General features: G+C 67.5%; 11 protein-coding genes. 9 read left to right on the top strand and 2 right to left on the bottom strand.

Annotation, left to right across the window (positions count from 1 at the left end; genetic code table 11):
* Positions 1–10 precede the first annotated feature (10 nt).
* From DDE10_RS19950 to DDE10_RS19935, 4 genes are read left to right on the top strand one after another with little or no spacing between them, the layout of a single operon-like run.
* A complete protein-coding gene (locus DDE10_RS19950) occupies positions 11–1,399 on the top strand; it encodes a TIGR03013 family XrtA/PEP-CTERM system glycosyltransferase (RefSeq protein WP_114954567.1) in 1,389 nt (462 codons plus the stop codon).
* Positions 1,399–3,483, top strand: coding sequence for an XrtA/PEP-CTERM system histidine kinase PrsK (gene prsK / locus DDE10_RS19945; RefSeq protein ID WP_114954566.1), 2,085 nt, complete (start codon positions 1,399–1,401; stop codon positions 3,481–3,483). The genes DDE10_RS19950 and prsK overlap by 1 nt, the downstream gene beginning before the upstream one ends.
* Positions 3,480–4,844 (top strand): PEP-CTERM-box response regulator transcription factor, encoded by a 1,365-nt coding sequence (prsR, locus tag DDE10_RS19940; protein WP_114954565.1) that lies wholly within the window; start codon positions 3,480–3,482, stop codon positions 4,842–4,844. Before prsK ends, prsR begins: the two co-directional genes overlap by 4 nt.
* Before the next feature lie 14 nt (positions 4,845–4,858).
* Entirely contained in the window at positions 4,859–6,748 is a 1,890-nt protein-coding gene (locus DDE10_RS19935) for a tetratricopeptide repeat protein (protein ID WP_114954564.1), read from the top strand.
* Here DDE10_RS19935 and DDE10_RS19930 read toward each other — a convergent pair.
* On the bottom strand, positions 6,745–8,550 hold the full coding sequence (locus DDE10_RS19930; protein WP_114954563.1) for an ABC-F family ATP-binding cassette domain-containing protein: 1,806 nt from the start codon (positions 8,548–8,550) through the stop codon (positions 6,745–6,747). The two genes, DDE10_RS19935 and DDE10_RS19930, sit on opposite strands and share 4 nt — an antisense overlap.
* A gap of 117 nt (positions 8,551–8,667) precedes the next feature.
* Between DDE10_RS19930 and DDE10_RS19925 the strand changes: the two genes are divergently transcribed.
* Complete coding sequence (locus DDE10_RS19925) at positions 8,668–9,090, top strand: nuclear transport factor 2 family protein (RefSeq protein ID WP_114954562.1); 423 nt, start codon at positions 8,668–8,670, stop codon at positions 9,088–9,090.
* Between the two features lie 3 nt (positions 9,091–9,093).
* The gene (locus DDE10_RS19920) at positions 9,094–9,720 is read left to right on the top strand and encodes a TetR/AcrR family transcriptional regulator (protein ID WP_114954561.1); all 627 of its coding nucleotides are present in this window, start codon (positions 9,094–9,096) and stop codon (positions 9,718–9,720) included.
* Positions 9,721–9,728: 8 nt separating this feature from the next.
* On the opposite strand, the gene DDE10_RS19915 is transcribed toward DDE10_RS19920, so the two are convergent.
* Complete coding sequence (locus tag DDE10_RS19915) at positions 9,729–11,348, bottom strand: amidohydrolase family protein (RefSeq protein WP_114954560.1); 1,620 nt, start codon at positions 11,346–11,348, stop codon at positions 9,729–9,731.
* A gap of 117 nt (positions 11,349–11,465) precedes the next feature.
* On the opposite strand from DDE10_RS19915, the gene DDE10_RS19910 reads away from it, so the two are divergent.
* The 3 genes from DDE10_RS19910 to DDE10_RS19900 all read left to right on the top strand — a co-directional run bounded on the left by DDE10_RS19910 (position 11,466) and on the right by DDE10_RS19900 (position 14,299).
* Entirely contained in the window at positions 11,466–11,753 is a 288-nt protein-coding gene (locus DDE10_RS19910; protein ID WP_162806755.1) for a PepSY domain-containing protein, read from the top strand.
* A 135-nt stretch (positions 11,754–11,888) separates the two neighbouring features.
* Positions 11,889–12,554 carry a response regulator transcription factor gene (locus DDE10_RS19905; protein ID WP_114954558.1) on the top strand — a complete coding sequence of 222 codons (666 nt, stop codon included), beginning with the start codon at positions 11,889–11,891 and terminating at the stop codon, positions 12,552–12,554.
* A gap of 317 nt (positions 12,555–12,871) precedes the next feature.
* Positions 12,872–14,299 (top strand): sensor histidine kinase, encoded by a 1,428-nt coding sequence (locus DDE10_RS19900; RefSeq protein ID WP_114954557.1) that lies wholly within the window; start codon positions 12,872–12,874, stop codon positions 14,297–14,299.
* Positions 14,300–14,368: the final 69 nt, after the last annotated feature.

Below are 14,368 nucleotides of genomic sequence, written 5' to 3'. Positions count from 1 at the left end.
GCGCGGAACGGTGATCCGCGTCTTCAAGCACTATGTCCCCTATGCGGTGCTGCTGCTGGGCGCGGTGGATTTCGTGCTCTTGATGCTCGCCGCCCAAGCCGGCTGGACGCTGCGTCTGTGGCAAATCGAGGGCGATCTCGACCTCCACACGACGCGATGGCCGAACATGCTCGTCTTCGCGGTGACGATGCAGTCGGCGATGGTCGCCGTCGGCCTCTACGGTGTCCACGCCCTCCAGTCCGTCCGCTTCGCCGTTGCCCGACTGCTGGTCGCCGTGTCGCTCGGCATCCTGCTGCTGTCGCTGCTCTTCTTCCTTCTTCCCCCGGTCAGTTCCTGGCGCTCCAGTCTGCTCTACGCCACCGTGATTGCTGTCGGCGCCCTCGCCGGCGCGCGGATGCTGCTTCGGGACCTGATCGGCGGCGAGCGCTTCCGGCGCCGCGTCCTCGTCCTCGGCGCCGGACTTCGGGCGAAGCGGATCGCGGCCTTGGCGGATCGTCCGGGTTCAGGCTTCGCCGTCGTCGGATATGTCGGCATGAACGACGGTCCCGTCGCCGTCTCCGCATCAGTGAATCGCGTCGATATCGCCCACCTTCCCGACCATCTGTTGGCGCTGGCGGCCAGCGAGGTTGTGCTGGCGCTTGAAGAGCGCCGTAACGCCCTGCCGCTGGCCGACCTGCTCCGGATCAAGACGACAGGCGTTCCGGTGCACGATTTCTCGAGCTTCCTGGAGCGCGAGACCGGGCGGGTCGATCTCGACAGCCTCAATCCCTCCTGGCTGATTTTCTCGGACGGCTTTTCGGCCGGCCGCCGTTTGTCGAGCGCGGGCAAGAGGCTGTTCGACCTCGTCGTCAGCTTCGTCCTTCTGGTGCTGGCGGCGCCCCTCATATTCGTCACCGCCATCGCCGTACGCCTGGAGAGTCCCGGGCCGGCCTTCTACCGCCAGCGCCGGGTCGGGCTCTACGGTCAGACTTTCGACGTCGTGAAGATCCGTTCGATGCGGGTCGATGCCGAGGTCGGCGGCAAGGCCGTCTGGGCGCAGCGCGACGACCCCCGTGTGACACGGATCGGGCGCTGGATCCGAAAGCTTCGCATCGACGAGCTTCCCCAGGCCTGGAGCGTGCTGCGCGGCGAGATGAGCTTCGTTGGCCCGCGGCCCGAGCGGCCTCAATTCGTCGCCGATCTCGAGGCCCGACTGCCTTACTATGCCGAGCGGCACGTGGTGAAGCCGGGCATCACCGGCTGGGCCCAGATCAACTATCCTTATGGGGCCTCGGTCGAGGACGCGCGCGAGAAGCTGGAATTCGATCTCTATTACGCAAAGAATTACACGCCCTTCCTCGACCTGCTCATCCTCCTCCAGACCGCGCGCGTGATCCTCTGGCCGGAGGGCGCGCGCTGATGCTTGCGGCGCTTTCGCTCTGGAGCCATGGGCTCGCCGCGCTCCTTTATGGGGGTCTTTCGGTCGGTCGTCTCCGCCACTGGCGCGGCGATCCCCTGCACCGCCTGCTCGCTATCGTCTTCGCGGTGGTGTCCGCCTGGGCGATCTTTCTCGCACTTCTCGACGTCCAGGACATATTGACCAGGCTGGCGGAGAGCGCGCGCAACCTCGCCTTCCTCACCTTGCTGTACGGTATCATGCAGACCGGCGGCGCGCGCGCCTCTCAACGGGCGGTGAAGGCCGTCTATGCCGCGGTCGCCGCGGTTGTCGGCCTCCAGATCGTCGTCGGCGGAATCGTCGCCGAATATCGCGACATCCCGCTGATCTTCGACGCGCTGGTTTCGACCAGCCAAATCCTCGGAATCACGATCGCCGCCGGCTCACTCGTCCTGGTCCACAATCTCTACGGCCAGGCCGCGCCTGGATCGCGAAGCGCTCTGCGGCTGCCGATGCTCGCCCTGGCGGTGATGTGGGCCTACGATCTCCATCTCTACACGGTCGACTATTTCACGCGCGGCGGTGCGGTGGGGCTGCAGGCCTTTCGCGGCGTCGTCCTCGTCGCCCTGGCCGCCTTGTTCGCGCTCTCCCCGCGGGGCGCTTCCGAATGGAAGATCCAGCTGTCACGGGCGGCGGCCTTCCAGTCGCTCTCCGTCGTCGCCATCCTCGCCTATCTGCTCGTGATGATGTCGGCCTCCCGCACACTGGAGATCGTCGGCGGCCAGTGGGGGCCGGCAGCGCAGCTGGGTGTCGTGGTCGTGATGAGCGTCGCCGCGCTCGCGCTGGTGCCGTCGGCGCGTCTCCGCGCACGGCTTCGCGTCTTCGTCGCCAAGCACGTCTTCGAGCATCGCTACGATTATCGCGAGGAATGGCTGCGCTTCACGGACACGATGGGGCGCCGGGGCCAGGAGGGTGTTTCGCTCGAGGAGCGGGTGATCAAGGCGCTGGCCGACATCGGTGGGTCTCCTGCCGGCGTCCTGCTGACCGCGGACGCTCATTACCGTTTCACGGTGACGGCCCGCTGGCATTCACGGCTCGAGCTTCCGCCGACCGGAGACGGCGCCGAGACGCTGGCGCGCTTTATCGAGAGTCGGGATTTCATCGTCGACTTCGGAGCAATGCGTGGTTCCTGTCTCGTCGCCGGGGACGTCCGGCTGAACGTTCCGGAATGGCTCGTCGGCCTCGACCGAGCGTGGGCCGGCGTCCCGCTCATCCATGCCGGGCGCCTGGTCGGCCTTGTGATCCTCGAGCACCCGCCCTTCCGGCGGGCGCTCGACTGGGAAGATTTCGATCTCTTCCGCGCCGCAGGGATCCAGGCCGCGAGCTACATCGCCGAAGCGCGCAGCCAGCAGGCGCTGGCGGATTCGCGCCGCTTCGACGAGTTCAATCGGCGCTTCGCCTTCATCCTCCACGACATCAAGAACCTGGTGAGCCAGCTCACCCTGGTCGCCCGCAATGCGGAGCGCCACGCCGACAATCCCGACTTCCGCGCCGATATGATCGCGACGCTGCAGGCGTCGGTGAAGAAGCTCAACGATCTGCTCGCGCGGCTTTCGGCCGGTGCCGCGCGCGATCCTGAACCGCCGCGTCCGACGGATGTGCAGCCGGTGGTCGAGGCTGTGGTGGGCGCGAAGCGGCGTGCCCATCCGATCCAGTCGGTCGGTGAGCTGCCTTTGATCGCGCGCGCGGTCCGCGGCAGCCTGGAGCAGGCGTTGGCGCACCTCGTCCAGAACGCGATCGACGCAAGCCCTCGGGGGGAGCCCGTGGAGGTCCGCTGCTTCGAGAGCGGCGGCGACGCCGTCATCGAGGTGATCGATCGCGGCGGCGGCATGACCGACGAGTTCGTCCGGACGCGCCTTTTCCAGCCCTTCGCCTCGACCAAGGAATCCGGATTCGGCATCGGCGCCTATGAGGCGCGTTCGCTCATCGAGGCGATGGGCGGTCGGCTCGAGGTCGAGAGCGCCGTCGGCCATGGCACCCGCTTCACCCTCATTCTTCCCGGAACGCCCGCGCCGGCGAGCCTCCCCTATGAACGGATCCGCGCATGAACCTACCCGTGAAACCCAGGCTCCTGATCGTCGAAGATGACGAAGGGCTGCAACGGCAGCTGCGGTGGGCTTATGACGATTACGAGGTCCTCGTCGCCTCCGACCGCGATGCCGCCGTCAACATCATGCGCGCGGCGGAACCGCCGGTGGTCACGCTCGACCTTGGCTTACCGCCGGATCCGGACGGGGTCAGCGAAGGGTTCGCCACGCTGGAGCACATCCTCACGCTGAAGCCCGCCACCAAAGTCATCGTCGCGTCCGGCCATGGCGCGCGCGAAAGTGCGCTTCGCGCGATCGCCGGCGGCGCCTACGATTTCTATCAGAAGCCTGTCGACATCGATCAGCTCGGCCTGATCGTCCGCCGCGCCTTTCAGCTCCACGAGATCGAATCGGAGAATAAGCGGCTCGAGGGTCAGGTCAGCGAGAACCGGACCGTCCTCGGAACCATGATCGCGGCCGCGCCGGAGATGATCAAGGTCGCGCGCACCATCGAGCGCGTCGCCAATGCCGATGTCAGCGTGATGCTGCTCGGCGCCAGCGGAACCGGCAAGGAGCTGCTCGCCCGCGGGGTCCATCAGCAGAGTCGCCGCCGTGCCGGCGGCTTCGTCGCGATCAACTGCGCCGCGATTCCCGAAAACCTGCTCGAGGCGGAGCTTTTCGGTTATGAGAAGGGCGCCTTTACCGGTGCGATCAAGGCTACCGAGGGGAAGATCGAGCTGGCTCAGGGCGGCACGCTCTTCCTCGACGAAGTGGGCGATATCCCCTTGCCGTTGCAGGTGAAGCTGCTGAGATTCCTCCAGGAGCGGGTGATCGAGCGCATTGGCGGCCGCAAGCCGATCCCGGTCGACACGAGGGTGGTGTGCGCCACCCATCAGGATCTGGAGGCGATGATCGCCGCCGGCACGTTCCGCGAGGATCTCTATTACCGACTCGCCGAGATCGTGGTGCGGATCCCGTCTTTGGCGGAAAGGTCGGGCGACGCCGCCTTGCTCGCCAAGCATTTCCTCGCCCGCTTCGCCCGCGAGATGAACCCGCAGGTGAAGGGCTTCGCCCCCGGCGCGATCGCGGCGATCGAAACGTGGCCTTGGCCCGGAAATGTCCGGGAGCTTGAGAATCGGGTGAAGCGGGCCGTCATCATGGCCGAATCGCGATTGGTGTCGGCCGAGGATCTCGACCTCGCGCCGGCTGACGACCCGGGCCTCCCGGTCAATCTCAAGGCCGCCCGCGAGGCGGCCGACCGCGCGGTTATCCGCAAGGCGCTGGCACAGACGGACAACAATATCTCCGGCGCCGCCAAGCTGCTCGGGATAAGCCGGCCCACCCTGTACGACCTCATCAAGCAACATGGGCTGCAGCCGTGAGAGGCGCCCTTTCCTTGGGCTTCGTCCTCCTGTTCGCGCTCGCCGCCTGCGGCAGCGACGGCACCGCCCTCGAGCGCGGGCGCGCCGCCTTTGCCGCCGGCGATCTGCGCACGGCGCGGGTCGAGCTGATGAACGCGCTTCAGGCGCAGCCGGCAGACTCCGAGGCTCGTCTCATTCACGCCCAGATCCTGCTGGCGCTCGGCGACGGCATCGCCGCGGAATCGGAGCTGGCGCGTGCGCGCCAAACGGGGATTGCGGCGGAGCGCATTCGTCACCTCCTCGCCCATGCCCGGCTGCTTCAGCGCGATCCGGAAGGGGCTCTGGCGCAGTCGGCAGGCGCCGTCCCTCCTCACCTGGCCTACGCCGCGCGGATACGGGGTCGGGCGCTGATGGCGCTCGGCAACAATGAAGCGGCGGCCGCCGAATTCGATCGGGCGATCGCGCTCGGTCCGGGCGACAGCGACGTCTGGACCGATGTCGCTCGGTTCCGCCGCGCCGGCGGCGATGTCGGCGGCGCGCTGCAGGCCGCCGATCGCGCGGTTGCCGCGCGTCCCCGAAACGTCGAGGCACTGGTGCTCCGCGGCGAGCTCACGCGGAGCCAATATGGCCTGATCGCTGCCCTGCCCTGGTTCGACCGCGCGCTCGGAGTCGATGCGGAGCATGTCACGGCCCGGCTCGAACGGGCCATCACTTACGGCGATCTCGGCCGGATGACCGAGATGCTGGCCGACGCCCGCGAGGTCCACCGCATCACCGGCGGGCATGCGACCGCTTACTATCTTCAGTCCGTCCTCGCTGCCCGCGCCCGCAATTTTGCGCTGGCGCGGTCGCTCTACAATCGAACCGGCGGCGCGTTCGATTCGACGCCCGCCGGCATGCTGCTGCTCAGCGCGATCGATTTCGAGACCGGCAATGTCGAGCAGGCGGCCGGGCGGCTAGCCGGGCTGGTGGCGCGCCAGCCAGGCAATCGCAAGGCGCGCCGTCTCCTGGCCGCCGCTCAATGGCGTATGGGTGATTCGACCGCGGCGGCCCTAACCTTGCGGGCGGTGGTGGAGCGTCCCGACGCCGACAGCTACAGCCTCACTTTGATGGGCCGGATCCTCGCGGCCCAGGGGGATGCCGCCGCCGCGTCCCGCTATCTCGCCCGCGCGGCCCAGCCGCAGCCGGACGCGCTCACCGCGCTGGAAGCGCTTCCGGAAGGCGAATTCGCCGCCCTGCGCGAGGCCGCGGTGGCCCATCCGGGTGATGGCCCCCTTCAGGTGCGCCTCGTCTCTGCGCTCCTCGCCCGCGGGCTTGGCGAAGAGGCCCTGGCGCGCGCGCGGGCGATCCAGGCGGCCAATCCTGGAGCGCCCGAGGCCCATATGCTCGTCGGCGATGCGCTCGGCATCGGCGGCGACTTTGCGGGCGCTGCGGATCAATATCGCCGCGCCGCCAATCTCGCCTTCAGCGAGGCCGTGGCTTTGCGGCTGATCGAGGCCCTGCAGCGCTCCGGCCAGGTCGAGGCCGCGGATCAGGTGCTCGAGCTGTTCGCATTGCAGAATCCGCGCAACGTACCCGGGCAGGTGCTGCTGGCCTCCCGGATGATGCAGCGCCAGGACTGGGCAGGGGCCATCACCACTTATGAAAGCCTGCGCAGCCGGCTCGGCGAGAACGACGCCACCATCCTCAATAATCTCGCCTGGGCCTATTCGGAGAGCGGCGATTTCGACGCGGCGCTTCCCCTCGCGCGGCGGGCCTGGGCGCTCAACCGCAACAATCCGGCCACCGCCGATACGCTTGGATGGATCCTGTTCAAGAGCGGCGCCGATCGCGCCGGCGGCCTCGCGCTGCTGGAGCGAGCCGCGCGCGGAGCGCCGAGCGACGCCGAGATCCGGCAGCGGCTCGAGCGTGCGCGGCGGGGTTAGCCCGCCAGCGCTTCCGCCTGCTCGGCCAGCTCGAGCCATCGCGCCTCGGCGGCATCGCGCTCGGCTCGGGCCTTGTCGATCGCCGAGGTGATCGCGGCGAAGCGGGCGGGGTCGCTCCTGTAGAGATCCGGATCGGACAGGGCCTGCTCGTCTCGCGCGATCTGCGCTTCCAACGCCTCGATCCGCTGGGGCAGCAGGTCGAGATCGCGCTGGTCCTTGTAGGTCAATTTGGTGCGCGGCCGCGGCGGCGACGGAGGCGTCGGGGTGGCCCGTGCCGTCGACCGCGCTTCCGGTGGCTGACGCCGGCGGCGTGCCCAATCCTCATAGCCTCCGGCGACGATATCGACCTTGCCCGATCCGTCGAGGCCGAGGGTGATCGTTACCGTCCGGTCCAGGAAGTCGCGGTCATGGCTGACGATGAGGACGGTGCCGTCATAGTCGGCGATCACCTCCTGGAGGAGGTCGAGCGTCTCCATGTCCAGATCGTTGGTCGGCTCGTCGAGCACCAGCAGGTTCGACTGGCGCGCGAACTCGCGCGCGAGCAGCAATCGTGACCGTTCGCCGCCGGAGAGCGTCCCGATTCGCGCATCGACCAGTTCCGGATCGAAAAGGAAGTCCTTGAGATAGCCCTGCACATGCTTCTTGCTGCCGCGCACTTCGATCCAGTCGCCGCCGTCGGCGAGGATATCACGGACCCTTTTGTCGGGATCGAGCAGCCGACGCTGCTGGTCGATCATGATGCCGGTGAGCGTCTTCGCACGGACGACCTTGCCCTCGTCCGGCTCCATCTCGCCGGTGAGCAGCCTCAGCAAGGTGGTCTTGCCGGCCCCATTGGCCCCGACCACGCCGATCCGGTCGCCGCGTTGGATCCGAAGCGAGAAGTCTCGGATGATAGTGCGCTCGCCGCCCTCCGCGACGGAGGTCGAGGAATAACGCTTGGTGACGCCTTCGGCCTCGATCACCATCTTCGTCTTGACGTCGTCATTCTCGAGGGCGAGCCGTGCTGCGCCTGCCGGCCCGAGCATCGCCGCCCGCGCGGCGCGCATCTCGTTGAGCTTGGCGAGCCTGCCTTGATTGCGGCGGCGCCGCGCGGTGACGCCCCGCTGGAGCCAGTGCAATTCGAGCTTCAGCTTGGCATCGAGCTTCTCGGCCGCCCGCGCTTCCTCCTCGTAGACCTTCTCGGTCCAGGCGTCGAAACCGCCGAAGCCGATCTCGGCCCGGCGGAGGGCGCCACGATCGAGCCAGAGCGATGAGCGCGTGAGGCGGGTGAGGAAGGTCCGGTCATGGCTGATGGCGATGAAGGCGCCGGAAAAGCGCGACAGCCACGCCTCGAGCCACTCGATCGCGGCGAGATCGAGATGATTGGTCGGTTCGTCCAGCAGCAGTACCTGCGGATCCTGGGCAAGCGCCCGGGCTATCGCGGCGCGCCTCCGTTCGCCTCCGCTTGCCGTGTCCGCCGGCCGATCGAGGTCGAGCCCGATCTGAGTGGCGATGGCCTCCACCTCGTGGACGGCCGGCGCGTCCGGACCGCTCAGCGCAAACTCGCGCAAGGTCGCGAACCGAGACACGGGCGGATCCTGCTCGAGCAGCACGACCTTGGCGCCTGGCTTGATCGTTCGGCGTCCCTCGTCGGAGTCGATCAGACCGGCAAGACATTTGAGCAGGGTCGTCTTGCCGGCACCGTTGCGACCGATCAGCGCGAGCCGGTCGCGCGGACCGATGAACAGGTCGAGGTTGCGAAACAGCCAGCCCGATCCCTGGATCAGGCCGAGATTCTCGAAGGCGAGCACGGGCGCGGACATGGCGGGGACATAGGTGGTGAAGCTTCTCTCGTCACCCACACCTCCAAGAGTGAGATGACTATCTTGACATGAGACTATAGTCTCATTAGTTGAGTGGCGCCGCTAAAGGAGATCGACATGTCGCTGAGCCCCGAGCAGATGGACCGCAAGCTGGACGAGCATTTCGCGTTCGAAGCCGCCGACGATGTGGAAGGTGTCCTCGCGACGCTTAGCCACGACGTCGAGCACGATATCGTCGGTTGGCCCACCGGCCCGGTTCGGGGGCAGGACGCGGTCAGGCCGTTCTATGAGACGTTGTTCGGCGATCTCGCAAACGGACGAATCGAGACGCGGCACCGACTCTATGGCGACAATTTCCTGGTGGACGATTCCCTGTGGCGAGGGACGGCCACCGGAACGCCGTTCGGCTTGGAAGGTCGCGGTCGCCCTCTCGAATTCCGGCTGCTGCACGTTCTCGAGTTTGCCGACGGCGGGGAGATCAGTCGGGAGAATGTCTGGATCGACCTGGCCGCGATCATCGCTCAGCTCCCCCAGGATTGACCGATGGCCGATGTGGGGAAAGAGGGACGCACCAACCAGAAGCGTCGAACGCGAAAAGCCTTGCTCGAGGCGGCATCGCGGCTGATGCGCGAGGGACGCGATCCCACGCTCGAAGAAGTGGCGGAGACGGCGCTGGTCTCACGCGCCACCGCCTATCGCTACTTTCCCGGTGTCGAGCCGCTGCTCATCGAGGCGGCGCTCGACGTCGCCATGCCGGGACCCGAGCTGTTCGCCGGCGATCCTGGCACCGATCCGGCCGATCGCGTGCTTCGAGCCGATGCCGCCGTCCAGGATATGGTGAGGTCGAACGAGACGGCGCTGCGCCGAATGCTGATCCATGCCCTCCAGCGCAGCCTCGGCGACGAAGGCGCCGAGCCTGTTCGCCAGAACCGACGGACGCCGCTGATCGAGGCAGCGCTGGCCCCCATTCGATCCCGACTTGAGGGGCCGCCTTTCGACCGCTTGACGCGAACCCTGGCGCTCATCGTCGGTACCGAATCGACGATCGTGTTCAAGGACGTGCTCCAGCTCAGCGACGCCGAGGCCGGCGATGCCAGGCGCTGGGCGATCGAAGTCTTGATCGGCGCCGCCCTCGGCGAGGACGGACAGCACCCTGCTCCGTCGGACTGATCTCCGGCTCACGGCGCCGCTTCGAGCGCAGCCCTTTGTGACTCGACCATCCGCTCGACGCTGGCGAGAAGGGCCGGTGCGTCGTAGACGATCCCGTCCTTGATCGTCCAACGGACGCCGCCGACCCGCTCGGCCTGCTGCGTGCGCGGGTTCAGGCGCATGTGCCCGGTGCCATAGAGCAGCTTGAAGTTGGCGAGCGGGTTCTCCGGGACGATGACGAGATCCGCGAGCATCCCTTCGCGGACGAGGCCGAAGGGCGCGTCCTCGCCGCGCGGCGCATAGATCTCGCGCGCACCGTTTATCGTCGCCGCCTGGATCGTCTCCAAGGGCGAGAAGCCGGCTTCCTGGAGCATCTCCAGCTCCGCGACATAGGAGAAGCCCCAGCTCTGGTAGATGAAGCCCGGGTCCGATCCGACGGTCACGCGTCCGCCCATATTCTTGTAGTCGTTCATCAGCCGCATGTAGGGGACGTAGAATCGCCGCCAGGCGATCTCGTCGGCCGTGGTCCAGTCCCAGAAATAAGACCCGTGGTGCGTGCGGCTCGGAGCGAAGAAAGCCTGGAGCGAGGGCAATGTGTAGCGCGCGTGCCAGTCCGCATTGCGTGCCCTCATGACGTCACGCGACGCCGAGTAGATGTTGAAGGTGGGCGAGAATGATACTCCCCGCTCGTGCTGCCGCTCGAGATAGGCCCGCCACTCTGCGCCTCCCGGTTCGACGATCTGGTCGGCCAGGCGGGCGACCTGGCCGAAACGCCACTGCTCGTCATGCATGTTATAGTCGTCGGGATAGGAAGGCAGCGCACGGCCGCGGAGCAGGGCCTCGAAATGGCCGTAGAAGTGGGTGATGCCGCCCAGGCCCATCGCCCCGGCGCGGTCTCCGTTGACCTCGGCAACGCCACCCTGCCCGAGATGGGCGATCGTTCCCAGGCGAAGCCGTCCTGACTCCTCGATCGCCGCCGCGGCAACCGCTGCCGGGACATCGTTGAACAGCTTGACGCCGTCATAGCCTTGGGCCGCGGCCCAGCGGACCCAGGCGCGGGCGGCCTCCGGAGTCGCGATGTCGCCGCCACTCCAGCCGTCGCCAAGCGCCATATAGGCGAACAGCCGCGGGGCGACGATGCTGTTCTCCTGGCTGCGCCGGCGGTCGTCGAGCGAGGGATTGTCCCGTCCCGAATAAAGGGGGACGCCGCGCACAGTCGTGACGCCATGGGCAAGCCACAGGCGATAGCCGTAACCGGCGTCGGGAGCCTTGTCGGGATCGCCATTGTGGCCGTGGACGTCGACGAAACCCGGGAGCACGTACATGCCGGAAGCGTCGATCTCCCGGTCGGCATTGCGCGGGGGGCGGTCGGCTGGGAGCGGCAGGCCCGGCGTGCCAGCGGCGACGATCGCCTCGATGCGGTTGCCGGCAATGACGATGTCGACCGGCCCGCGCGGTGGGGCGCCGCTCCCGTCGACCATCATCGCACCGCGGATGACGAGCCGCCGGAAGGGGCCCTCACCCTCGCCTGGCTGGCGGTCCGCGACCCTCGCCATGGCCTTCGCAGACGGCTGTGCGGTCAGCGCGATCGGTGCCGCCATGGCCGCCAGCGCCGCTGCGGCAGCCAGGCACCCCCTTGCTCGACTCATTCGCGATCCTCCCGCAGTTTCAAAATGTTAAGCAAAAGCTACAAGCCTATTCATGGCCTATTCAATGCGATCTGCTATTTCGGCGGCGATTTCCATGGCCAAGCCGAGAAAAGTTTGATGCGTTCCCCCCTTCTGCTCGTTTTGGCCGCAATGGTCGCCTCCGCCCTTCCGGCCGAGGCGCAGGGCCTGCAGAACATGCGCGAGCAGGACCGCGCGTATCGCGCGACCCAGCAAGGCCAGATTCTGCCGCTTCCCGAAATCCGCGCTCGCATTCGCGTGCCCGGTGCCCAGTTCATCGGCGCCGAGTTCGACGGACGGGTCTATCGGCTCAAATTCCTGCGCGGCGCCGAGGTCATCTGGATCGACGTCGAGGCGCGCACCGGCCGGGTCATCGGCCGGCAATAGGGTTCTCCGCCGGTCGCCCCTCCCCCGCGCCGGAACGTGGCGCTGGCGTAACGGCGCTGCTATCCCATATAGGCGCTGGAACATTTGGCGGTCATGCCTATTGGATGGGCCGCCCACCAAGCCAGGGGAGAGACGATGCGGGTCCTGATCGTCGAGGACGAACCCAATCTGAGCCGGCAGTTGCGGGCGACGCTCGAGGGCGCCGGCTACGCCGTCGATCATGCGGCCAATGGCGAGGACGGCCACTATCTCGGCTCGACCGAGACCTACGACGCCATCATCCTCGATCTCGGTCTTCCCGAAATTGACGGCCTCACCGTGCTCGATCGCTGGCGCAAGGAAGGCATCAAGGTGCCGGTGCTGGTGCTCACCGCGCGGGACAGCTGGTCCGACAAGGTCGCGGGTCTCGACGCCGGCGCCGACGACTATCTGGCCAAGCCCTTTCAGACGGAGGAGCTGATCGCGCGGCTGCGGGCACTCATCCGCCGCGCGTCCGGCAATGCCAGTTCTGAACTCACGGCGGGCCCGGTGCGGCTCGACACGCGCTCGGGCAAGGTCACCCTCGACGGGGAGCCGGTCAAGCTGACCGCGCAGGAATATAAGCTCCTCTCCTACCTGATGCATCACAAGGGCAAGGTCGTCTCCCGCACGGAGCTCATCGAGCATATCTACGACCAGGATTTCGATCGGGATTCGAACACGATCGAGGTGTTCGTGACGCGCATTCGCAAGAAGCTCGGGCCCGACGTCATCACCACGATCCGCGGGCTGGGCTATTCGCTCGAGGAGCCGCGAGCCTAGGTCCAAACTCAATTAGGAGGCGGTCGTGACGGGTTCGATCTTGTTGTCCGGCAAGGAGGAAGGAGGGAGCGATGCTTGTGCATCGTGACCGACGCAGCGACGCCGTCCGGGCGACAAGAGCGAGCCCGCCGCTTCGCGGTCGGCCGGAGGAGCCGGCTGGCTTCGTCGATCGGTTCGGCCGGGCTCCCAGCCCGGCCTGCGCCGCTCTCCTTTCCAGCCGCCTCCTCCGGCCGATCCCGATCCGCCTCCCAATTGGGTTTGAACCCTAGCCCGGCGGTTCAGGGCCGGCTAAGCCCGTCTCGGCTCCGCTGCGCGCGATGAAGCTCCCCCGCCTTTCCCTGCGTCGGCCCGCCCGCAGGCGGACCGGCTCGCTGACCAGGCGGATGATCGCCGCCGCGACGATCTGGATCGCCCTTCTGCTCGGCGTCGGCGGATTCGCGCTGGATCGGGTGCTGACGTCCGCCATCACCCGGAATTTCGACGCCCAGCTCGATTATGTGCTGACGGCGATGATCGCCTCGTCCGAGATCGGTCCCGAAGGCGAGGTCCTGTTCAACCGCCCGCCCGCGGACCAGCGCTTTCTCGAGCCTTATTCCGGCGTCTACTACCAGATATCCGGGGACGGCTTCGATCCCTTCCCGTCGCGCTCGCTCTGGGATCGGCGCCTCTCGGTCGGGCCCAGCCATGCCGACACCGACGTCCACTATTTCGACAGCAGCGAGTTTCCGATGGAGCGGCTGCGCATCGCGGAGCGCGACGTCCGCCTTCCGGGATCGGCGGTGCGCTGGCGCTTCCAGGTCGCGCAGAATCGCGACGAGCTCGATGCCCAGATCGGCGTGTTGCGCCGCACCCTCGTCCGGTCGTTCGGCATTCTCGGGCTCGGACTCATCGCCCTCGCCGCCCTCCAGGCGATCTACGGATTGTGGCCGCTCCGCCGGGTGCGGCGCGGGCTGGCCGCGATCCGTTCAGGACATAAGGCGCGAATCGACGAGAAGCTGCCGCGCGAGATCGAGCCGCTGGTCGACGAGCTGAACGCCCTTCTCGAGCATAATGAGAAGCAGGCCGAGGAGGCGCGCCGGCACGCCGGAAACCTCGCCCACGCGCTCAAGACCCCGCTCACCGTCATCACCAATGCGGCGACGGCGCAGAGCCCCGACCTCGCCGACACGGTCTGCCGGGAAGCGACGACGATGCGCCGCCAGGTCGATCATCACCTCGCCAGGGCTCGGGCGATCGGCCGCCGCTCCAGTGCCCAGGCTCGCGCCGAGATCTGGCCCGCCCTGCAGGCGGTCGAGCGCGCGGTCTCGCGGCTGTATGAAAATGTCACAGTCGACCTGGCAGGCGACAAGAAGGCTGCGGTGCGCGTCGAGCGCCAGGACCTCGACGAGATGCTCGGCAACCTGGTCGAGAATGCCGCCAAATACGGCAATGGCCGTGTGTTCGTGACGGTCAAGGCGACCGCCGAATTCATCGAGGTCGAGGTCGAGGATGACGGCACGGGCATCCCCGAGATCGAGCGTGCCTCCATCTTCGATCGCGGCGCCCGCCTCGATACCGGCAAGCCCGGCACGGGCCTCGGCCTCGCCATCGTCCGCGACGTTGCCCAGATCTATGGGGGCGACGTCGCGCTGGAGGAAAGCGAGGATCTGGGTGGCCTTCTCGCCCGCCTAAAGCTTCCGGTGGCGCCTGCCGAGCCCGCGCCGGCGCGCGGCAAGGGTGGGGCCGCTCGCACCCAGGCCGGATGAAGCGGCAGCCGCCGCGCCGACGGCGCGGGGCGCATGACTTTTTTTCGCGCGCGGTGTCGGTTTCGAGGT

It is taken from the genome of Sphingosinicella terrae, from assembly GCF_003347635.1.
GTDB classification, from domain to species: Bacteria; Pseudomonadota; Alphaproteobacteria; order Sphingomonadales; family Sphingomonadaceae; genus Allosphingosinicella; species Allosphingosinicella terrae.
This window is presented reverse-complemented; position numbering and strand designations above follow the sequence as displayed.

Bases quoted from the DNA above. Each gene is read 5' to 3' on its own strand.
- DDE10_RS19930 (WP_114954563.1), bottom strand. From the start codon at position 8,550: ATGTCCGCGCCCGTGCTCGCCTTCGAGAATCTCGGCCTGATCCAGGGA.
- prsR (WP_114954565.1), top strand. From the start codon at position 3,480: ATGAACCTACCCGTGAAACCCAGGCTCCTGATCGTCGAAGATGACGAA.
- DDE10_RS19915 (WP_114954560.1), bottom strand. From the start codon at position 11,348: ATGAGTCGAGCAAGGGGGTGCCTGGCTGCCGCAGCGGCGCTGGCGGCC.
- DDE10_RS19925 (WP_114954562.1), top strand. From the start codon at position 8,668: ATGTCGCTGAGCCCCGAGCAGATGGACCGCAAGCTGGACGAGCATTTC.
- DDE10_RS19900 (WP_114954557.1), top strand. From the start codon at position 12,872: ATGAAGCTCCCCCGCCTTTCCCTGCGTCGGCCCGCCCGCAGGCGGACC.
- DDE10_RS19910 (WP_162806755.1), top strand. From the start codon at position 11,466: ATGCGTTCCCCCCTTCTGCTCGTTTTGGCCGCAATGGTCGCCTCCGCC.
- prsK (WP_114954566.1), top strand. From the start codon at position 1,399: ATGCTTGCGGCGCTTTCGCTCTGGAGCCATGGGCTCGCCGCGCTCCTT.
- DDE10_RS19905 (WP_114954558.1), top strand. From the start codon at position 11,889: ATGCGGGTCCTGATCGTCGAGGACGAACCCAATCTGAGCCGGCAGTTG.
- DDE10_RS19920 (WP_114954561.1), top strand. From the start codon at position 9,094: ATGGCCGATGTGGGGAAAGAGGGACGCACCAACCAGAAGCGTCGAACG.